The organism is Eoetvoesiella caeni (assembly GCF_003315175.1).
In the GTDB taxonomy this organism is placed as follows: domain Bacteria; phylum Pseudomonadota; class Gammaproteobacteria; order Burkholderiales; family Burkholderiaceae_B; genus Eoetvoesia; species Eoetvoesia caeni.
The window spans coordinates 214,447-230,866 of sequence record NZ_QNRQ01000007.1 but is presented as its reverse complement, the minus strand read 5'-3'; the positions used below and the strand labels follow the sequence as shown (position 1 = coordinate 230,866).

Below are 16,420 nucleotides of genomic sequence, written 5' to 3'. Positions count from 1 at the left end.
GAGCTCTGGATGCTTTGTCGCTGCAGAATCGACGGCATGTGCCAGCCGCCGCGTTACATTGGCCCGCGTCATCATTCTACCGTCCCGCGTGGGTACCTACACCTTCACGCTGTTCATCAAGCCCATCGGCGCCGAATTCGGGTGGGGCCGCGGTACATTGTCCGCTGCAAACAGCTCCTATATCATTTGCATGGCGCTCACGCTGCCTTTCGTCGGGGCACTTATGGACCGATACGGTGTGCGCCGAGTCATGGTGCCCGCCATCGTTTTGTTCGGCATAAGCGTCGCCGCCATAGCTCTTACTCCGGCAATGCCAGCTGCTTTCATCGCGCTCTTTGCTTTGGCAGGTATCCTTGGCGGTGTACAGACGCCCATCGGCTATGTCAAGAGCATCTCGGCCTGGTTCGATGCAAAACGGGGGCTCGCTATGGGCATTGCCATTTCGGGGATCGGCGTGGGCGCCGCGTTACTTCCGCAATTTGTGGAATGGCTTATCCGGTCCTATGGCTGGCGCTCCGGTTTTATGGGGATGGGGGTGCTGGTGATCATAATAGCGGTGCCCAGCGTACTTGCTTTCATTCGAGAGCCCTTCGAAACTACGCAGGTCGGCACCCAAGCAGCCAACGCGGATGACGTCACGCCATTGCCCGGTATATCCGCCCGCGAAGCGCGCTCAATGTCGCAATTCTGGGTCCTTGCGGTCGCCTCGTTTCTCGTTGGAATGTCGGTACAGGGGGTCGTGGTCCATATCTTCCCCTTACTAACAGACGGCGGCATGGCGCCGCCTGTCGCCGCGAAGATGCTAGCCATCATCGGAATTGCCACTTTGCTTGGGCGGCTGTTGTACGGTTTCCTTGTCGATCATTTCTTTGCACCATATGTATCAATCCTGTTTTTCCTTCTTCCAATTATTGGCATTTACCTTTTATATAGCGGATCCTTCATTCAATTGGGATTAATAGCACTTGGATTAGCTGTCGGAGCGGAGCTTGACATGATCGGTTACCTGGGTTCCCGTTACTTTGGCCTGAAAAGCTTTGGTCAAATCTATGGCTGGATCTTTAGTTTGTTTTCCATCGGCTGCGCAGTCGGCATCTATGTCATGGGATTGTCCTTCGATGTACTCGGCTCTTACGCTCCAGCGCTGCTGCTATTCGGCATTGCCCTGATCGTGTCTTGCCTGGCCATGCTGCTGCTTGGCGCATACGTGTATCCGCCCCTGCGCAAGAACAGATAAAGAGATCGAGAAATTTGCTGCTTCTTGACGGTGGGCTGGTTCGCGAAGCCCGCCGGCAAGTTTCGAAGCTTGGCGCAGTCGCTAATTGAATGCTAGTGGCTCGCCGCTAACCCTAAAATTTTGAGTAAGCATCGCTTCGCAGCCACCGGTCGTAGCTTGAAACAAACTGCGGTGAGTTTGTTCGCAAACGATCAAGATCAATTCGCCCTGATCGGCTGATGTAGTTAAAGGCGAATTCCCACGCCGGAAGTTTCATGTGTTCGGCAAAACTGTCGTACCATTTCGCGCTTTGATTCGCTGCAGTAACGATTTTTTCTACCACAGGGCGCCGTGCAGCCTCAAAGCTTGCTAATGCGCTGATAATATCCTTAGGATTCTCGGCTAGGGCCTTTGCGAGCGCCTGGACGTCCTCCAGCGCTAAGCGAGTTCCGGATCCTATCGAAAAATGAGCAGTTCGAAGAGCATCGCCAATAATCACATACTTCCCCACTGACCACCGTGCGTTGTTGATTTTTGGAAACTGCCTCCATTGAGACTTGTTGGCGACCAAACTTGCTCCTTCCAGCTCCTCGGCGAATATCTTCTGGCAGTAGAGCCTGGATTCTTCTTCGCTCATGTCGGCGAAGCCTATCTGTTTGAAAGTGGCCGCATTCGCCTCCACCAGAAAAGTGCTCATCGACGGTGAGTACCGATAATGATGTGCGTTAAAGAAGCCTTGCGGAACCTCTTTGAACGTCTGGGTTAAATGGCCAAAGGCCCGCGTGGCGCCAAACCAAGCGAACCGGTTCTCAAAATGGTCGATAGTCGTGCCGAAGCTCTCCTCATGAGTACGGCGGACAAGAGAATTAATCCCATCAGCGCCGATAATGAGATCGGCGTCGTCTATTTCGCCCAGGTTCTCGATAACCCGCTGATGGCACAGGATAGCGCCGACCGACAATGCTTTCTGGCTTAATATTTCCAATAATTTGAGACGAGCAATGCCGGTAAAACCCACGCCATCGATATGGATGATCTGGCCATGAATTCGCAACTCAATGTCTCGCCAGCTCTCTAGATCTTTAGTGATGGCATCCAGCGTCTCCTCGTCGTTCGCACGCAGGAATTCCAGAGCCTGTTCGGAAAATACAACACCAAAGCCGAAGGTGGTGTCGGCGGCGTTCTGCTCATAGACGTGCACCGATGCATCGGGACGCTGGCGCTTCAATAGATAGGCCGCATATAATCCGGCGGGGCCACCGCCGAGGATATTAATCTTCATTCTCGATTTCCACCTTTATATCGTGCGCGCTTGCGCCAAGCGACGAAGCGCGCACGAGCACAGACAGTCTTGTTAAACGAGAGTTATTGTGCGCCGAATGCTTTCCGTAGTTGAGCGGCGTACTTCGGGCTCGCCTGATCGATAGCTTTCCACCCAGCCTCGTTTGCGGTTGCGATGAATTTGGCGGCTAGATCAGGGGGTAACGAGATAATCTCGATTCCGGCTTCAACCAGCCTTGTCTTCTCACGTTCAACTGCCTTTTGATCTTGTACAAAAAGTTCTTCGAGCTGCCGTACCTGCGCAGTTAAGAAAGCCCGTTGCGTTTCATCGAGCTTCTTGTATTTGTCCTGGTTCATGTACAAGCTATCTTCAACATTGTAAAAACCGGGCTCGATACGGTATTTGGTCTTTTCCTGCCAGCCAAGATCGAAAATGCCCACGCTGGGCCAGCCGTACCCGTCGACTACGCCGCGCTCAAGTGCCGTATAGACTTCGCCTGGTGGCACTTGCAACGGCAACGCCCCCAATGACTGGAAGAACGACCGATATACAGGCACACTGCGCAGCTTCATGTCTTTGAACGAAAAATTCTCGGGCTTTTTGTTCGTGTAGATATGGAATTTCAGCCCATCATGAACACGGCCCAGCCATACGATATTGGCTTTTTCACGCATGATGTTGTCTAGAAGCGCGTCGCCCCCGTTTGCTCGCAAAGTGGCCATAGGCGTGGTTGAAAAGCTTAGTGCCAGAGCTTCGGGTAAAAGATTGGCCAAGAACACCCCGGTAGTATTGGCTAAGTCGATCACGCCGGCCCGCAGTGCATTGCCGACTTCAAAAGGGGGCATGGACTCGGGGCCACCGAGCATCTGGATCTGTAAGATTCCTTTTCCCTCTTCGTTAAATTTTTTGACGAAATTTTCGAAGCGCTGGTCGAAGTACGAATTTTTCGCGAAGGCGCTGACCGCCTTCAAGGTGACCTGGGCGCTTTGTGCCGAGAAAGCGACGAGGCCCAGCAATGTTCCTAAAGCAAGTTTCTTAAAAGTAAGTTTCATTTTTTTGTCTCCATAGTTGTTGAACTATCAGCCGTGGCAGTCCTGTCGCGAGCCAAGGCAATAGCAAAAGCAAGCCCAGTACAAGCAGCTCGATAAAAATAAATGGCATCACTGAGCCGTAAATTTATGTCAGCCGAATAATGCTTTAATCCCAAGATTGCGCAACAGGCTCCTTAGTGACGCACCGATCTTTTATAGCGATCTATTAGACTGGAGAAATGTTATGGCAGGAGCCTTCTTGCGCCGCTCTCATTGGGGCGAAAGATAGACCACCGATACACCCTTTGGGGCAAAACGCCCTGAATTTAGTTGTTCCTTAAGATGCAAGGCTTTCGCTTTAGCTTCCCGAATATTGTTCGTCTTGATGCGCTCATAGCCGCGGATTTCATCAGGCAATGAAAGCAGAGCACAGATAGTCTGGAAATTGCTTGAATTCAGCTTCAGTAACGCCTCGTCGATGACGCTCTCATACCAACGTATTAGTTCTCGTTCCTCGCGCCTCACTGCGAGATAGCCGAACGGGTCGATTGCTGTTCCGCGTAGAAACTTAAGCTTGGAAAGCCCATGCAGCAATGGTCGTATCCATGGGCCCAGCTCCGCCTTTCGATGCAGACCGAACCAGCGAAGAAAAGGCGGCTGAAGGTTAAAGACCATCCGGACCGGGCCGGTGAACATCTGCCCGACACGCATGGAGAATGTGCGTTGCATTAGTAAACGAGCTACCTCGTATTCATCCTTATAGGCCATCAACTTATATAAATAGCGAGCAACGGCTTCGGTAGCTTCGAGCCGTCCGCCTTCGCCAAGAACCGCTCGCTCGCTTTTCGCTACATCGGCGATTTTGCGTAAATAATGGCGTGCGTATGAAACGCTCTGATAATCAACAAGATCGGCGACACGGGTCTGGATCGACCTCTTGAACTCCTCGCTGATACCTGACAAATCGTTTGAATCCATTAGCCGAACAATCCGTTCATCATCCAGGCGTCGGTCGTTCAAATCCGCCACCCGGTCAGACAGCGTATTGAAAGGGCGCGCAAGCATTTCCTCCAAGGCATCCGGGTTGTGCTGCGATAGCCGCCCCGCGCGAAACGCAAGAATATTTACTTCCACTTGTGTGCCATTCAGCGTGATGGCTTTCTCCATGCTTTCCGACGAAATGGGTAACAAGCCGGCTTGGTAGGCAGCGCCGATCGTGACCATATTGGCCATGACATAATCGCCAAAAAGTCCTTCGGCAATGCGCCGTGCATCGAGAACGACGTTTTTTGAGCCCCTGGAGACCGTTCCGATGGCTTCAATCATGTCGCCATAAGGCAACTTAATATGCGGGTCCCGAATCATGTCGCCGCTGGGAAGGACGTTGGAATTAATGACAGCCCCAGTCAATTCGGGCTGACAGCATCGCAAATTCTTCTGGTCGACGCCGGCCAACATGTCTAGCACGAGATACAGATCGGCTTTCCCATAGCCAACGCGGTTCGTGATCGATGGGTGACCCGGAGCCGAAATTATTAGACTGGAAAGCACTGCGCCCCATTTTTGGGCGGCACCCGTTTGATCGTAGCTCTTGACTTCATTGCCGTCGAATGAAGCCGCCTGAGCCATAATTGCGTTGGCAGTCAGCACCCCTGTTCCACCAAGGCCCGGGATGTAAACATGGTAGGGGCGAGCCACCGAAGGCATGGATGGCTGTGGAATGAGGCTTTCGTCCAGAGTCTGAAGAGGAGGCTTTTTTATCTTTGTGCCCGGGGCCACTTCGACGGTGACAAAAGAGGGGCATTCGCCTTTTATACATGCTTGGTCCTGATTGCACGACGACTGATGAATCTGCGTTTTTTCGCCGAATTCTGTTTTGACTTTCTGCAGCGACATGCAATTCGCCACGCGTCCGCAATCGCCACAGTTTTCACAGACATCCTCATTAACGACAGTGAACCGCACCGGAAGGGGAGCTTTGCCTCGCTTCTGGCGACGACGACGTTCGTTCGCACATTCTCCGTCATAAAGAAGGATCGTCACGCCAGCGATTTCAGACAGTTCTACCAGTGACGCTTCGAGTGCATCTACGGCACGCAGCGACACTGATTTTGGCAGTTTTATATTGTTATACCGGGATGCGTCTTTGGCGATCAGCACGATCTTCGCAACGCCCTCAAGTGCGAGATGCGACAGCAGAGTAACGATCGACGGGGCTCCCGGGGATACTTGGCCGCCAGTGTTTGCTATGACACCGTTGAACAGAATCTTAAAGGTGATATTTACTCCTGCGGTCACGGCAAAGCGAATGTTCTGATAGCTGGAGTGCATAAGCGAACCATCGCCGATATTTTGCACAATGTGCTTGCGTGTCGTAAACGGGGCCAGTCCAATCCACGGTAGCCCTTCTCCGCCGAACTGGGTGATCGCTTCAATTCTTTTGTCTGGCGTATCCATGACTGCCGCAAAAATATGGCAGCCGGGGGCGCCCCAGGCGATCTGTCCGGGCGCCAGTTTGGTGGATACGTTATGAGGGCAGCCGGAACAGTAATTGAGCGTACGCCGTGGCTGGAGTTTATGGTCGTGATTCAAAAGACGGGTGATCTGATTGAACCGCGCGCTTGCCGTATTGGGCAAGGCGATATCTTCGGCCAAAACTTTTCCTAGCAGCATGGCTATTGCGTCGCTATTCAGCCCTCCTTCTAGGGGAAACAACGGTTGTCCATTGCCATCATTTTTTCCGATGATGCTGATTATTCCCGTACCAGAAAGCGCATGGGCGACTTGGCGCTCCAGAAAGTCTCGCTTTTCTTCAATGACGATGATTTTCGCAAGCCCTTGCGCGAACTGCCGAATGAACTCAGAGTCTAGCGGACAAAGAAGCCCAATCTTCGCAATTCGAATACCACCAGCAGTCAGAGCCTCGGCGTCCAGTCCCATATCGGCGAATGCCTGGCATGTATCGGTGTACGTTTTTCCTGCGCACACTATTCCGATCCGGTCCTTGGCGCCGGAGTGCATAACTTTGTTTAACTGGTTCAGTCGCGCATATTCTTTAACCGCCGCATGACGCTCCACATACAGTTGGCGTTCCGTCTCAATATTAATACCTGGGAAAAACGTAAAATTAGCGACTTTTTTGAAAGGCTTGCCGTTGAGTTGTAGCTCTGGCTTCTTGCAAGTGAACTGGTCGGGGAACACTGTCACCACCTCACCACCATCGCATAAAGGGCCAACTAATTTCAGCGCGACCCAACAACCGCTGTAGCGCGACATTTCGGCGGCATGCAGCCCAAATTCGAGAAATTCCGCCACCGTTGCCGGGTAAAGGACAGGTATCCCAAAGTGTTCGAACGAAAACTCCTGCTGGTAGGGCACAGTCGAACTGTTGGCTTCATGGTCCTCACCGCTGAGAATGACGACCGCCCCGTGTGTACTCGTTCCGGCAAAGTTTCCATGCTTTAGAGCATCTCCGGACCGATCAATGCCAGGTCCCTTTCCATACCAATAGGCAACGACACCATCCACATCGGGATGCGGGTGCTCATCCAGCATTTGCGTGCCCATTAACGTAGTCGCTGCCAACTCTTCATTTTGCCCTGGTTGATGTATAGCCCCATGACTGTTCAATGTCTTGGTGGCTTGTCCCAAAGCGATGTCATATCCGCCCAGCGGTGAGCCTGGGTATCCTGTAATGTATGCACGAGTGCGCAGTCCGGCTCGCTTGTCGCGCCGCAGCTGTTCAATTGGCAGGCGGACAAGCGCCTGAATTCCGCTCAAGAAAATGCGTCCTTTCTCCGTCTCGTAGCGATCCAACACTGACGGAATCTGGGTCGATGGCATAATGGGTATACTCGCGACGGTTACATCCTCGCCGCCTTCAGTAAAGTTCGTAATTTGTGCATGCTTCAAAACAGCAGACTCACCCGTAACTACTTTCATTGTTTGTCTCTTTAATGGTTAAGTCGGTCACCACAGTAAGCCTCATGTGATGCACCCCATCTATAAATCGAATTGTTATTAAATCGATGCAATATATTTATAAGGCGGGGAGAGCCGTTGCACTTGCCGGCAATAGCCTAATGCCGAATCTCGGGTCGTCTCTGTTTCTGCGTGAGTAATCGCCCGGTGCGAGATTGAATAAGGCGCTTCACCATGCGCACGCTGGATGTTCCGACTTCGATTAGTATAAGTAGCCGGCAATAATCTAACCACTTGATACTATCTATAATGGAAATAGATGTTATCTATATGGAGGCGTGGTGGAACAACAGTTGAACCTGCAGCTTTTGCGAACCTTTATAGCTATCTATGAGACTGGCAGCCTAACTACGACAGCCGAACGGCTTTGCGTAACGCAACCGACCGTAAGCTATAGTTTAAGCAAGCTGCGCGACACCTTGAACGACCCATTGTTCCTGAGGGGCTCTAGCGGAATGATCGCAACAGCTTCCGCCCATGAGTGCTATCGTCGGTTCAGCACCGCTCTGTTAGCGATCGATGATGCTATTGAAACGACCCGCCGTTTTGTTCCCGCCGAGTCCACACGTCGGTTCAAAATCGCCATGTCTGATATTGGAGCGGCAAACTTTTTGCCTCCTATTTTCGAGCGAATGGGGCAATACGGTCCTCGTGTGGAACTAGAGGTGGTGCAACTTGTGGCCGATGAAGTTTCCGGCTGCTTGGCTTCGGGAAAGATCGATGCTGCGGTGGGAAATTTAGCCTCCATCTCTTCTCTCACGCGTCATATATCGCTGTTCAACGAACATTACGTATGCCTCTTAAGCGAAAACCACCCGGTCATTAAGGACTCGCTGTCGCTCGATTTGTTTCTTGCTGCGCGCCACGCATTTGTATCTGCCAATTACTCAGGACATAGGCAAGTAGAAGAAGCGTTGCGCAAAGCTGGGGTGATGAGAAGCGTCGCGTTGCAGATACCTCATTTTACTGTGCTGCCTCAATTGATCTCTCGCAGCGACTTGCTTGTTATATTGCCATCCCGCGTTGCTCACGTATTCGAAGCATATGCGCCATTGAAAACGCTCCCGGTCCCCATAGAAATTCCTTCCATCGAAGTTACGCTGCATTGGGATAAGCGCTATGAAAACAATCCTGCACAGAAATGGTTTATCGACATTGTGCGGGATGCCTTGATGACGCTCTAGTGATATAACCGGAACTACTTCGACAGCCTTTCGTTCAATTTATTAGGCGGCTAGGCGCCGAAAACCATGTCGACAGACTTTACTTCGTTTTCCAGAAACACTCACATGAAATAATCGAGAGACTTTATTTCTTCGTCTCGTCGTTGAAAGAGGAGATAAAGTTTCGGTCTGGAATAAAGCCTGTCAATTGCCAAGCTTGCTGATTGCCGTTAGACAGTCGGCATCTTTGCTTAAAAACCCTATCTCTTTTTTTGTCGCTGCGTATGGCGTCGATCACTTGATATTGGTGCATTGAGCGCCATAATGGTCTTTGTAATTTTCCGCGACGGTGTCGCGGGTAACGAACCCGAACTTGCCATCTTCTCGTTTTACAGTTTCGCGCAGGTAATAGTTCTGAATCGGCATGTGATTATGGCCCAGCTTGAAGTTCGGCCCGCGCACTGACTTGAAATCCGCTTTTTGCACTGCTGCCCGCAAAGCATCAATGTCATCCAGTTTGCCATGGGTGGCCACTACAGCGCTATTGATCAGCATCGCCGTGTCGTAAGCACTGGCGGCATACTCAGAAGGGTAGTAGTGATAGTGGTCGACGAATTTCTTGACGAATTCCTGGTTGGCTTCGAATGGAAGATCCTCTACGTACTGTGAAACGCCCAATGTGCCTTCAGCAGAGGGACCGATTGCCGACAGAGTGGTGTGGTCCACCGAGTACACGGAGTAGAGCGGTATCTTGCCGATCAGGCCAGCTTGCGCCCACTGTTTTACAAAGTTGATGCCATTTCCTCCCGGCATGAACGCAAATACTGCTGCGGGATTCGCGGCTTGTATCTGGCTCAGTTCCGCTTGAAAGTCGGTTTGACTCAATTGTGTATACACTTCGTCGGCGAGCTGTTTACCGAACCCGCGTTTGAGGCCCGCGATCATATCGCGGCCGGCCTGATAATTAGGCGCGATGGCGTATACGCTTGCTACGTTTTGCTTCTTCAAATACCGGCCCAGCACTTCACTTGCGCCGTCGTTTTGTTGACCAACATCGAAAAAATTTGGATCGCATTGTTCGCCGGCGAGATTCGAAGGGCCCGCATTCGAGCTGATTAGCAGCTTATTGGCACCGGTCACTGTTTTGAGTGAAGCCAGCAGCACATTCGAGAAATTGAAACCAGCCACAATGTCCACCTTGTCGCGTTCAACCATCCGCTCAACGACGCTTTTGGCGATTTCGGGTTTTAGTTGATCATCGCCATACTCGACCTTGACGTCCAGCCCGGCCATTTTTCCGCCCAGTTCCTTCAAGGCGAGTTCGAATGCATCGCGGTAATGCTTGCCTAAGTTGGCGCCGGATCCCGAGAAGGTGTTGACATAGCCAATCTTGATTTCATCGGCATTTGCGGCAGTGCTTAGCATTCCAAGAGCAGATACTAGACATAGCGCAATCCATTTATATTTCATCCGGTTCTCCTTAGTTGTCTTTGAGAATATTGTTGTCTCGATACAATAACATCAAACAATTTATACGAGAGTCTGGTAATTTCCCTAGTTTTGAATAGCCTAAAACATGATATAAAGTTGCTCTATGACAGTAGTGTTGCACTATGCCGGCCGCCAAATTTTCCACAGGAGTTGATCATGTTTGTAAAAAATGTTTGGTATATCGCTGCCTTTGAGGCTGAGCTTGATCAACCGTTTATTGCCCGACGTATATTGAATGTGCCCGTGATCATGTTCCGCACGTCGGCGGGGCTTCTTTCAGCCATGGACGATGCCTGTCCCCATCGTCTAATGCCTCTGTCCAGGGGGAAGCGCATCAATGACGAAATCCGCTGTGGTTACCACGGCATGTGTTTTTCTGCAGAAGGCGAATGTACTCATGTCCCTGGACAGGCCAATATTCCTGCCGCTGCCAAGGTCAAGACGTACCCGCTCGTACTGCGTCATGGTTTTGCCTGGATATGGATGGGCGAGGAAGCTCTTGCCGACCCTGAGTTAATTCCAGATGTTCATTGGAATAACAGCGCAGAGTGGGCAGCCTCGCGCGGCTATCATCATATCGATGCCAACTTCAGGTTACTCAACGATAATCTGCTCGATCTCAGCCACGAAACGTATGTACACGAGGACACTATTGGGAACGACGAGGAAGAGTCAATAGCCAGTTATGCAGTGAATGTTACGGTCGAAGCTAATTGCTTAACGCGGGCCCACCGCGAAATGCCAAATATTGATGCGCCGCCATTTTTCGCGATGTCTCTGGGGGGCGCCACCACCATCAATAGATGGCAGTCAGCCATCAATCTGGTGCCGTCCATCAACCTTACAATCGTGGGTTTTCATCCGGTCGATACAGATCGTTCTGGAGCGTTGATCGGCCACGTATTGCATTTGTTGACCCCCGAGACAGAGACCTGCACACATTATTTCTGGGCTTTTGTTCGCAACTATAAAATAGAAGACCATGCGATGACGGAATCAGTGCAAAAGGCGATCGCTGCTACGTTCGATCAAGACAAAGTCCTTCTTGAAATTCAGCAAAAGCAAATGGAGGAACGCAATGCAGAGGTTCCGGTGGTTGCAATCAAGCTGGATCAAGCACCGATACAAGCTCGTCGTTTGCTGGAGCAGCGTCTAAAAGATGAAGCAGCGGACCCCAAGCATGTTATAGCACCGCCGCGCCTGGTTCCTGAGCATTCGTTCGCCTTGTTGGAGGAGGTGTAGGCTTACTATCGCACCGGCAAAGCTCTTGCAGGGCCCCTGAGCTTCTAAGAGTTCCGGGCAGCCAATTCTGGTCATGACATTCTAGCTGTCTTCTTCCGACCACCCCAGTTGCAGGCTTAATCGCGTTGTCAATTCGATCAAGGCGTGGGCGGGCGTATCCTCGTACCTGTCTTTCAAAGGACCTACAGGCCCGACTACAGAGAGCATTGCCACTGGCGCACCTGCTCGATCGAGTATCGGCGAGGCGATGGCGGTAAACCCCGCCAACAGCCTTCCGGATGCGGCCGACAAGCGCGATGTGTGGATTTCCTTGCCTTCGGGAGTGCCCTGCATCGGAAAGCCATTTACCTTAAGGCCTTGTCGGCGTTCGAGTCGTAGAAGCGGGGCGATTATTGCTTTGGGAAGAAAGGCTGCATAAGCGCGCCCCATGGCGGAGGTTTGCAAAGGCAGCACCGTTCCTACGCGGATTTCCAGTACGGTGCGGTTGCGTCCATCTACCCGGTCGATGATTGTAGGCCCGTGCGTACCCCAGACGGCAAGAAATACTGAAAACCCTAATTGGTCCGCCAGCAGTCGCATTTCGCTGCGGGCGAGGCTAACGATATCGAATTTTTCGAGGGCTGCCAGCCCGAGGCGTAATGCGGTCGGACCCAGGCTGTAGCGTCCGCTAGGCGCCTCTTGTACGACTAAACCAAGCTCCAGAAAACTAACCAGATAAAAGCGCAGCTTGCTGGTTGGCATGTTGCTGGCCTCGGCTAAATGCTTCAGCCCAAGCGGAGTTGGAGACTCGGCCAGTCGATCTAGAACATGGAAACCGATAAGGATTGACTGAATCCCGCGGGGTTTGGTACTTCGCGTACTGCCTTGTGCCGCCTCTAGGTTATTCTGATCTACGAGCGAAGATTTTTCTGCCATGGGTCATCCGTACACTTAATTCACCATCTTAGTGTAACGATGAATGGTTCAGCAAGTTCGAGCACAGACATGGGCGATGAAGCGCTAGATCTGGTTGCGTCGCACCTCTATTCCGGCGCGACGCCGGCAGCCACGCATTCCCAGTGTTGCGCGCAAAGTAATAATGAGCCACTTCGCGCAAAGTAAAACTGAGCCACTTTTTCGTAAAGTTAGCCTTTTGTGCGCAAAGGCCAACGATGCTTCAGAAGGATCAGTGGATGTCCATCCATGTACTCAAGGCCCAAGGTTTGTCACTGCGCGAGATCGCGCAACGCCTGGGCATTTCCCGCAATACCGTAACGCGTTACCTCGCCTCGCCGGACGTGCCACGGTACAAACCGCGTGAAGCTCGGCCCACGAAGTTGAAGCCTTTTCACAATTACATCGTGCAGCGCATGCAGGCTGCTGAACCGGATACGATCGCCGCCCCGGCGCTGCTGCGAGAGCTCAAGGCGCAAGGCTATCAGGGGCAACTACGCAGCGTGCAAGCCTTCATGCAAGCGCATCGGCCGGCACCGACGCCCGAGCCGGTTGTGCGTTTCGAGACGGCGCCTGGTCGTCAGATGCAATGCGATTCTGTCGTGTTTCGCCGGGGCAGCAATCCGCTCTATGCTTTCACGGCCACGCTCGGTTACAGCCGTTGGCGCTGGGTTCGATTTGCCAGCAATGAGAAGGCATCCACACTCGTTGAATGCCATCATGCCTTGTTCGAGCGTCTGGGTGGTGTGCCTAAGGAGATTCTTTACGATAACGCCAAGACGATTGTTATTGATCGCGATGCGTATGGTCCCGGCCACCATCGTTGGCACGCGGGGATGCTGGATCTGGCTAAGCACTACCGTTTCATGCCGCGTCTGTGCCAACCGTACCGTGCACGTACCAAAGGCAAGATTGAACGCTTTCATCGTTATTTGCGTGGCAACTTCTATGTTCCCTTGTCCAGCTGGCTCAAGCAATGCGGCATGATACTGGACGTGGATACGGCCAACGCTGAAGTGGGCAAGTGGTTGCGCGACGTCGCCAATCAGCGCATTCATCCGGTCACCAATAAGGCCCCCGCTGTGCTGTTCGATGAGCAAGAGCGAGCCGCCTTGCAGCCACTGCCGGCATTTGCCCGTGTGCCGCAACAATCGATTGTCCTTACTCAGCGCCCATTGCCTGACCTGGGCACATCACTGCAGCACCCGCTGTCGGTCTACCAGCAACTGCTGAGCGAGGTGCACGCATGAATCTGCAACATGAACGCATCGACGCCCATTGCCAGACGCTCAAGCTTGAAGGGCTAATGCACAATTACCGGGCGCTTGCTGCCGAAGGGATAGGCAAGCAGTGGAGCTTTCTTGACTACCTAGAACAGGCACTCGCCCTGGAGCGCGACACCCGCCAAGTACGTTCTCGCCAGACACTGGTCCGTATGGCTGGTTTTCCGACTATCAAGACCCTGGATCAATATGACTACGGCTTCGCCGCAGGGGCGCCTAAAAAGCAGATCGACGAGCTGGCGAGCCTGCGGTTTATTGATCGGGGGGAGAACGTTGTGCTACTGGGTCCTTCCGGCGTCGGTAAAACCCATGTGGCCATCGCTTTAGGATACGCCGCGACCCAGGCCGGAATAAAAACCAAATTCATCACTGCCGCTGATTTGATGCTGCAACTAGAGGCTGCCATGCGCCAAGAACGCTATAACGCCGTGCTGCGCCATAACGTGCTGGGGCCGCGCTTGCTTATCGTCGATGAAATCGGATACTTGCCGCTGACCGGCGACCAGGCAAGCCATTTTTTCCAGATCGTTGCCAAGCGTTATGAGAAAGGAGGATCCATGGTACTGACGAGCAACCTGCCATTTACCCAATGGGACCAGACCTTCGGCGGTAACACCACACTGACGGCGGCCATGCTGGATCGCATTCTGCACCACTCACATATCGTTCAAATCAAAGGGGACAGTTACCGGCTTAAACAACAACGCAAGGCCGGGCACTTTCCGGCTGCCGCCAAATAATCACTGGCTCAGATTTACTTTGCGCGATCTTGCGCGAAGTGGCTCAAATTTCAAATGCGCTTGACACCAGGAGGGCAGTGCGAGCAAGCTGTCGTCCTATGGATAATGCACGAACGTGCCTGGACAAAGCAATATTCCTACAGCTGCTACCATAAAAACCTTACCGCTTGTCACGCGCATGGCTGTGCTTGGATATGATCGTTGCTCGCCAGATCGGCAAAAGCTGGTAGGCCATTAATCCATCCAGCATCAAACAGGAGTCGGAAATGAGCAATAACATCGAAGGCAAAGTTGTCGTCATTACGGGCGCAAGCAGCGGCTTGGGTGAGGCGACCGCCGTGCATTTATCCTCGCAAGGGGCGAGGCTGGTGCTTGGAGCGCGGCGCGTAGATCGTATCGACGCATTGGCAGCCAGGCTGGCTGGCAGCGGCGGTAAGGCAATCGCCTTGGAAACGGACGTTACACAGCGCGAGCAGGTAAAGAGATTGGTCGATGTGGCTGTGCAAACTTATGGACGTATCGACGTCATGATAAACAACGCTGGATTGATGCCGCAATCATTGCTTGAAAGCCTGATGGTCGATGACTGGGACCGGATGATCGACGTCAATATCAAAGGGGTGCTCTATGGTATTGCAGCGGCGCTGCCCTATATGAAAGAGCAAAAATTCGGGCATATTATCAATGTCTCTTCCGTGGCCGGCCATAAGGTTGGCCCGGGCGGCGCCGTCTACTCGGCCACCAAGCATGCTGTGCTGGCGCTATCGGAAGGGCTGCGCCAAGAGGTCAAGCCTTACAATATTCGCACGACAGTCGTTTCGCCGGGCGCCGTTGCCACTGAACTCCCCAATACAGTGACCGATCCGGTGGTTGCCGAGCGAATCAACAAACTTTACGAAGAGGTTGCTATTCCTGCGGACTCATTCGCACGTGCTGTGGCGTTCGCCATGAGCCAGCCTGAGGACGTCGACGTGAATGAAATTGTATTCAGACCGACACTGCAGGCCTATTAGCGAACTGGCTCCTTACGTGAGTCCGTTCACTCTCGTTGATACCCCCATATCAAGCTGGATACAGCTTCAGAACCGCAGGTCCGGTACAGCTAAGGATCAAATGAGTTGTGATTTATAAAGCCTACGCTCTTCTGGCATTGACGATGCTCATGTGGGCAGGAAATTCCATAGCGGGCAAATTGGCGGTTGGCCATGCCTCTCCTATGGTTCTTGTCGCCATTCGCTGGTCGGTAGTCATGGTGGCACTGTATGTCTTCAAGAGAAAACAGATCGCCGCGGATTGGCCCGCTATTCGGCCACGGCTGGCTTATCTGTTATTTATGGGAGCGCTTGGTTTTACGGGGTTCAGCGTTGCGCTCTATTACGCGTTGGTCTACACCACGGCAATCAATGCCAGCATCTTGCAAGGAGGCATGCCGCTTTTCGTATTTTGTGCCAGCTTCGTTTTGTTTGGTAGCCGTGTAGGCCTGGAACAGGCGATAGGGTTTGTCATTTCTTTTATAGGAGTGATCACCATTGCAGCAAGAGGTGACTTCGGCAATTTGATTGCTCTTGACATCAATTTTGGTGATGCATTAATGCTTGCCGCGATCGTTTCCTATGGAATCTATACTGCTGCGTTACGTAGCAAGCCTCAAATGCACTGGACTAGTTTGATGTTCGTTCTCTGCCTTGGGGCAACATTGGCGTCCTTGCCTTTGCTGGCCCTTGAAATGGCACAAGGCGCCACCATAGTTCCAGACCTGTCAGGGTGGTCGGTAATCACCTATATCGCCATCTTTCCGAGCCTCTTGGGGCAGGTTTTCTACATTCGGGCGGTGGAGCTGATTGGCGCGAACCGGGCTGGCCTGTTCATTAACCTGCTGCCCATTTGGGGGGCATGGCTGGCGGTCATCATCCTCGGAGAGGCGTTCCACCTCTATCATGCAGTTGCTTTGATAATGATATTGGCAGGGATTGGCTTTGCTGAATATCGTGGGAGAAACAGCTCCCGTCACTAGAGCAGGCACTTTGCCGAAAAATGCGCTTACATCTTTTAGCATTG

General features: G+C 52.4%; 12 protein-coding genes. 7 read left to right on the top strand and 5 right to left on the bottom strand.

What is annotated here, in order from left to right; all coding sequences use genetic code 11:
- A partial coding sequence (locus DFR37_RS14400) for an MFS transporter (RefSeq protein WP_147251630.1) occupies nt 1-1,237 on the top strand: 1,237 nt, incomplete at its 5' end.
- Between the two features lie 112 nt (nt 1,238-1,349).
- Here DFR37_RS14400 and DFR37_RS14395 read toward each other — a convergent pair.
- The 3 genes from DFR37_RS14395 to DFR37_RS14385 all read right to left on the bottom strand — a co-directional run bounded on the left by DFR37_RS14395 (nt 1,350) and on the right by DFR37_RS14385 (nt 7,471).
- Entirely contained in the window at nt 1,350-2,498 is a 1,149-nt protein-coding gene (locus DFR37_RS14395) for an FAD-dependent monooxygenase (RefSeq protein WP_113934004.1), read from the bottom strand.
- An 83-nt stretch (nt 2,499-2,581) separates the two neighbouring features.
- The gene (gene dctP, locus DFR37_RS14390) at nt 2,582-3,550 is read right to left on the bottom strand and encodes a TRAP transporter substrate-binding protein DctP (RefSeq protein WP_113934003.1); all 969 of its coding nucleotides are present in this window, start codon (nt 3,548-3,550) and stop codon (nt 2,582-2,584) included.
- A 249-nt stretch (nt 3,551-3,799) separates the two neighbouring features.
- Nucleotides 3,800-7,471: an indolepyruvate ferredoxin oxidoreductase family protein gene (locus tag DFR37_RS14385; protein WP_113934002.1), complete on the bottom strand. Its 3,672-nt coding sequence runs from the start codon at nt 7,469-7,471 to the stop codon at nt 3,800-3,802.
- A gap of 320 nt (nt 7,472-7,791) precedes the next feature.
- Between DFR37_RS14385 and DFR37_RS14380 the strand changes: the two genes are divergently transcribed.
- The gene (locus DFR37_RS14380; RefSeq protein WP_147251629.1) at nt 7,792-8,694 is read left to right on the top strand and encodes a LysR family transcriptional regulator; all 903 of its coding nucleotides are present in this window, start codon (nt 7,792-7,794) and stop codon (nt 8,692-8,694) included.
- Nucleotides 8,695-8,967: 273 nt separating this feature from the next.
- On the opposite strand, the gene DFR37_RS14375 is transcribed toward DFR37_RS14380, so the two are convergent.
- Nucleotides 8,968-10,143 carry an ABC transporter substrate-binding protein gene (locus tag DFR37_RS14375; protein ID WP_113934000.1) on the bottom strand — a complete coding sequence of 392 codons (1,176 nt, stop codon included), beginning with the start codon at nt 10,141-10,143 and terminating at the stop codon, nt 8,968-8,970.
- 177 nt (nt 10,144-10,320) lie between these two features.
- On the opposite strand from DFR37_RS14375, the gene DFR37_RS14370 reads away from it, so the two are divergent.
- Nucleotides 10,321-11,406: an aromatic ring-hydroxylating oxygenase subunit alpha gene (locus DFR37_RS14370; RefSeq protein ID WP_113933999.1), complete on the top strand. Its 1,086-nt coding sequence runs from the start codon at nt 10,321-10,323 to the stop codon at nt 11,404-11,406.
- Between the two features lie 81 nt (nt 11,407-11,487).
- Here DFR37_RS14370 and DFR37_RS14365 read toward each other — a convergent pair whose 3' ends face one another.
- The gene (locus tag DFR37_RS14365; RefSeq protein ID WP_113933998.1) at nt 11,488-12,321 is read right to left on the bottom strand and encodes an IclR family transcriptional regulator; all 834 of its coding nucleotides are present in this window, start codon (nt 12,319-12,321) and stop codon (nt 11,488-11,490) included.
- A 236-nt stretch (nt 12,322-12,557) separates the two neighbouring features.
- On the opposite strand from DFR37_RS14365, the gene istA reads away from it, so the two are divergent.
- The 4 genes from istA (at nt 12,558) to DFR37_RS14345 (ending at nt 16,376) form a co-directional block, all read left to right on the top strand.
- Nucleotides 12,558-13,589 (top strand): IS21 family transposase, encoded by a 1,032-nt coding sequence (gene istA, locus DFR37_RS14360; protein ID WP_113933997.1) that lies wholly within the window; start codon nt 12,558-12,560, stop codon nt 13,587-13,589.
- Nucleotides 13,586-14,362 carry an IS21-like element helper ATPase IstB gene (gene istB / locus DFR37_RS14355; RefSeq protein WP_113933996.1) on the top strand — a complete coding sequence of 259 codons (777 nt, stop codon included), beginning with the start codon at nt 13,586-13,588 and terminating at the stop codon, nt 14,360-14,362. Before istA ends, istB begins: the two co-directional genes overlap by 4 nt.
- Nucleotides 14,363-14,628: 266 nt before the next feature.
- A complete protein-coding gene (locus tag DFR37_RS14350; RefSeq protein WP_113933995.1) occupies nt 14,629-15,375 on the top strand; it encodes an SDR family oxidoreductase in 747 nt (248 codons plus the stop codon).
- A gap of 107 nt (nt 15,376-15,482) precedes the next feature.
- Nucleotides 15,483-16,376, top strand: coding sequence for a DMT family transporter (locus tag DFR37_RS14345; RefSeq protein WP_113933994.1), 894 nt, complete (start codon nt 15,483-15,485; stop codon nt 16,374-16,376).
- Nucleotides 16,377-16,420 lie beyond the last annotated feature (44 nt).

Coding starts and splice junctions, on each gene's coding strand:
- DFR37_RS14395 (WP_113934004.1), bottom strand. CDS start 2,498: ATGAAGATTAATATCCTCGGCGGTGGCCCCGCCGGATTATATGCGGCC.
- dctP (WP_113934003.1), bottom strand. CDS start 3,550: ATGAAACTTACTTTTAAGAAACTTGCTTTAGGAACATTGCTGGGCCTC.
- DFR37_RS14385 (WP_113934002.1), bottom strand. CDS start 7,471: ATGAAAGTAGTTACGGGTGAGTCTGCTGTTTTGAAGCATGCACAAATT.
- DFR37_RS14375 (WP_113934000.1), bottom strand. CDS start 10,143: ATGAAATATAAATGGATTGCGCTATGTCTAGTATCTGCTCTTGGAATG.
- DFR37_RS14370 (WP_113933999.1), top strand. CDS start 10,321: ATGTTTGTAAAAAATGTTTGGTATATCGCTGCCTTTGAGGCTGAGCTT.
- DFR37_RS14365 (WP_113933998.1), bottom strand. CDS start 12,321: ATGGCAGAAAAATCTTCGCTCGTAGATCAGAATAACCTAGAGGCGGCA.
- istA (WP_113933997.1), top strand. CDS start 12,558: ATGCTTCAGAAGGATCAGTGGATGTCCATCCATGTACTCAAGGCCCAA.
- istB (WP_113933996.1), top strand. CDS start 13,586: ATGAATCTGCAACATGAACGCATCGACGCCCATTGCCAGACGCTCAAG.
- DFR37_RS14350 (WP_113933995.1), top strand. CDS start 14,629: ATGAGCAATAACATCGAAGGCAAAGTTGTCGTCATTACGGGCGCAAGC.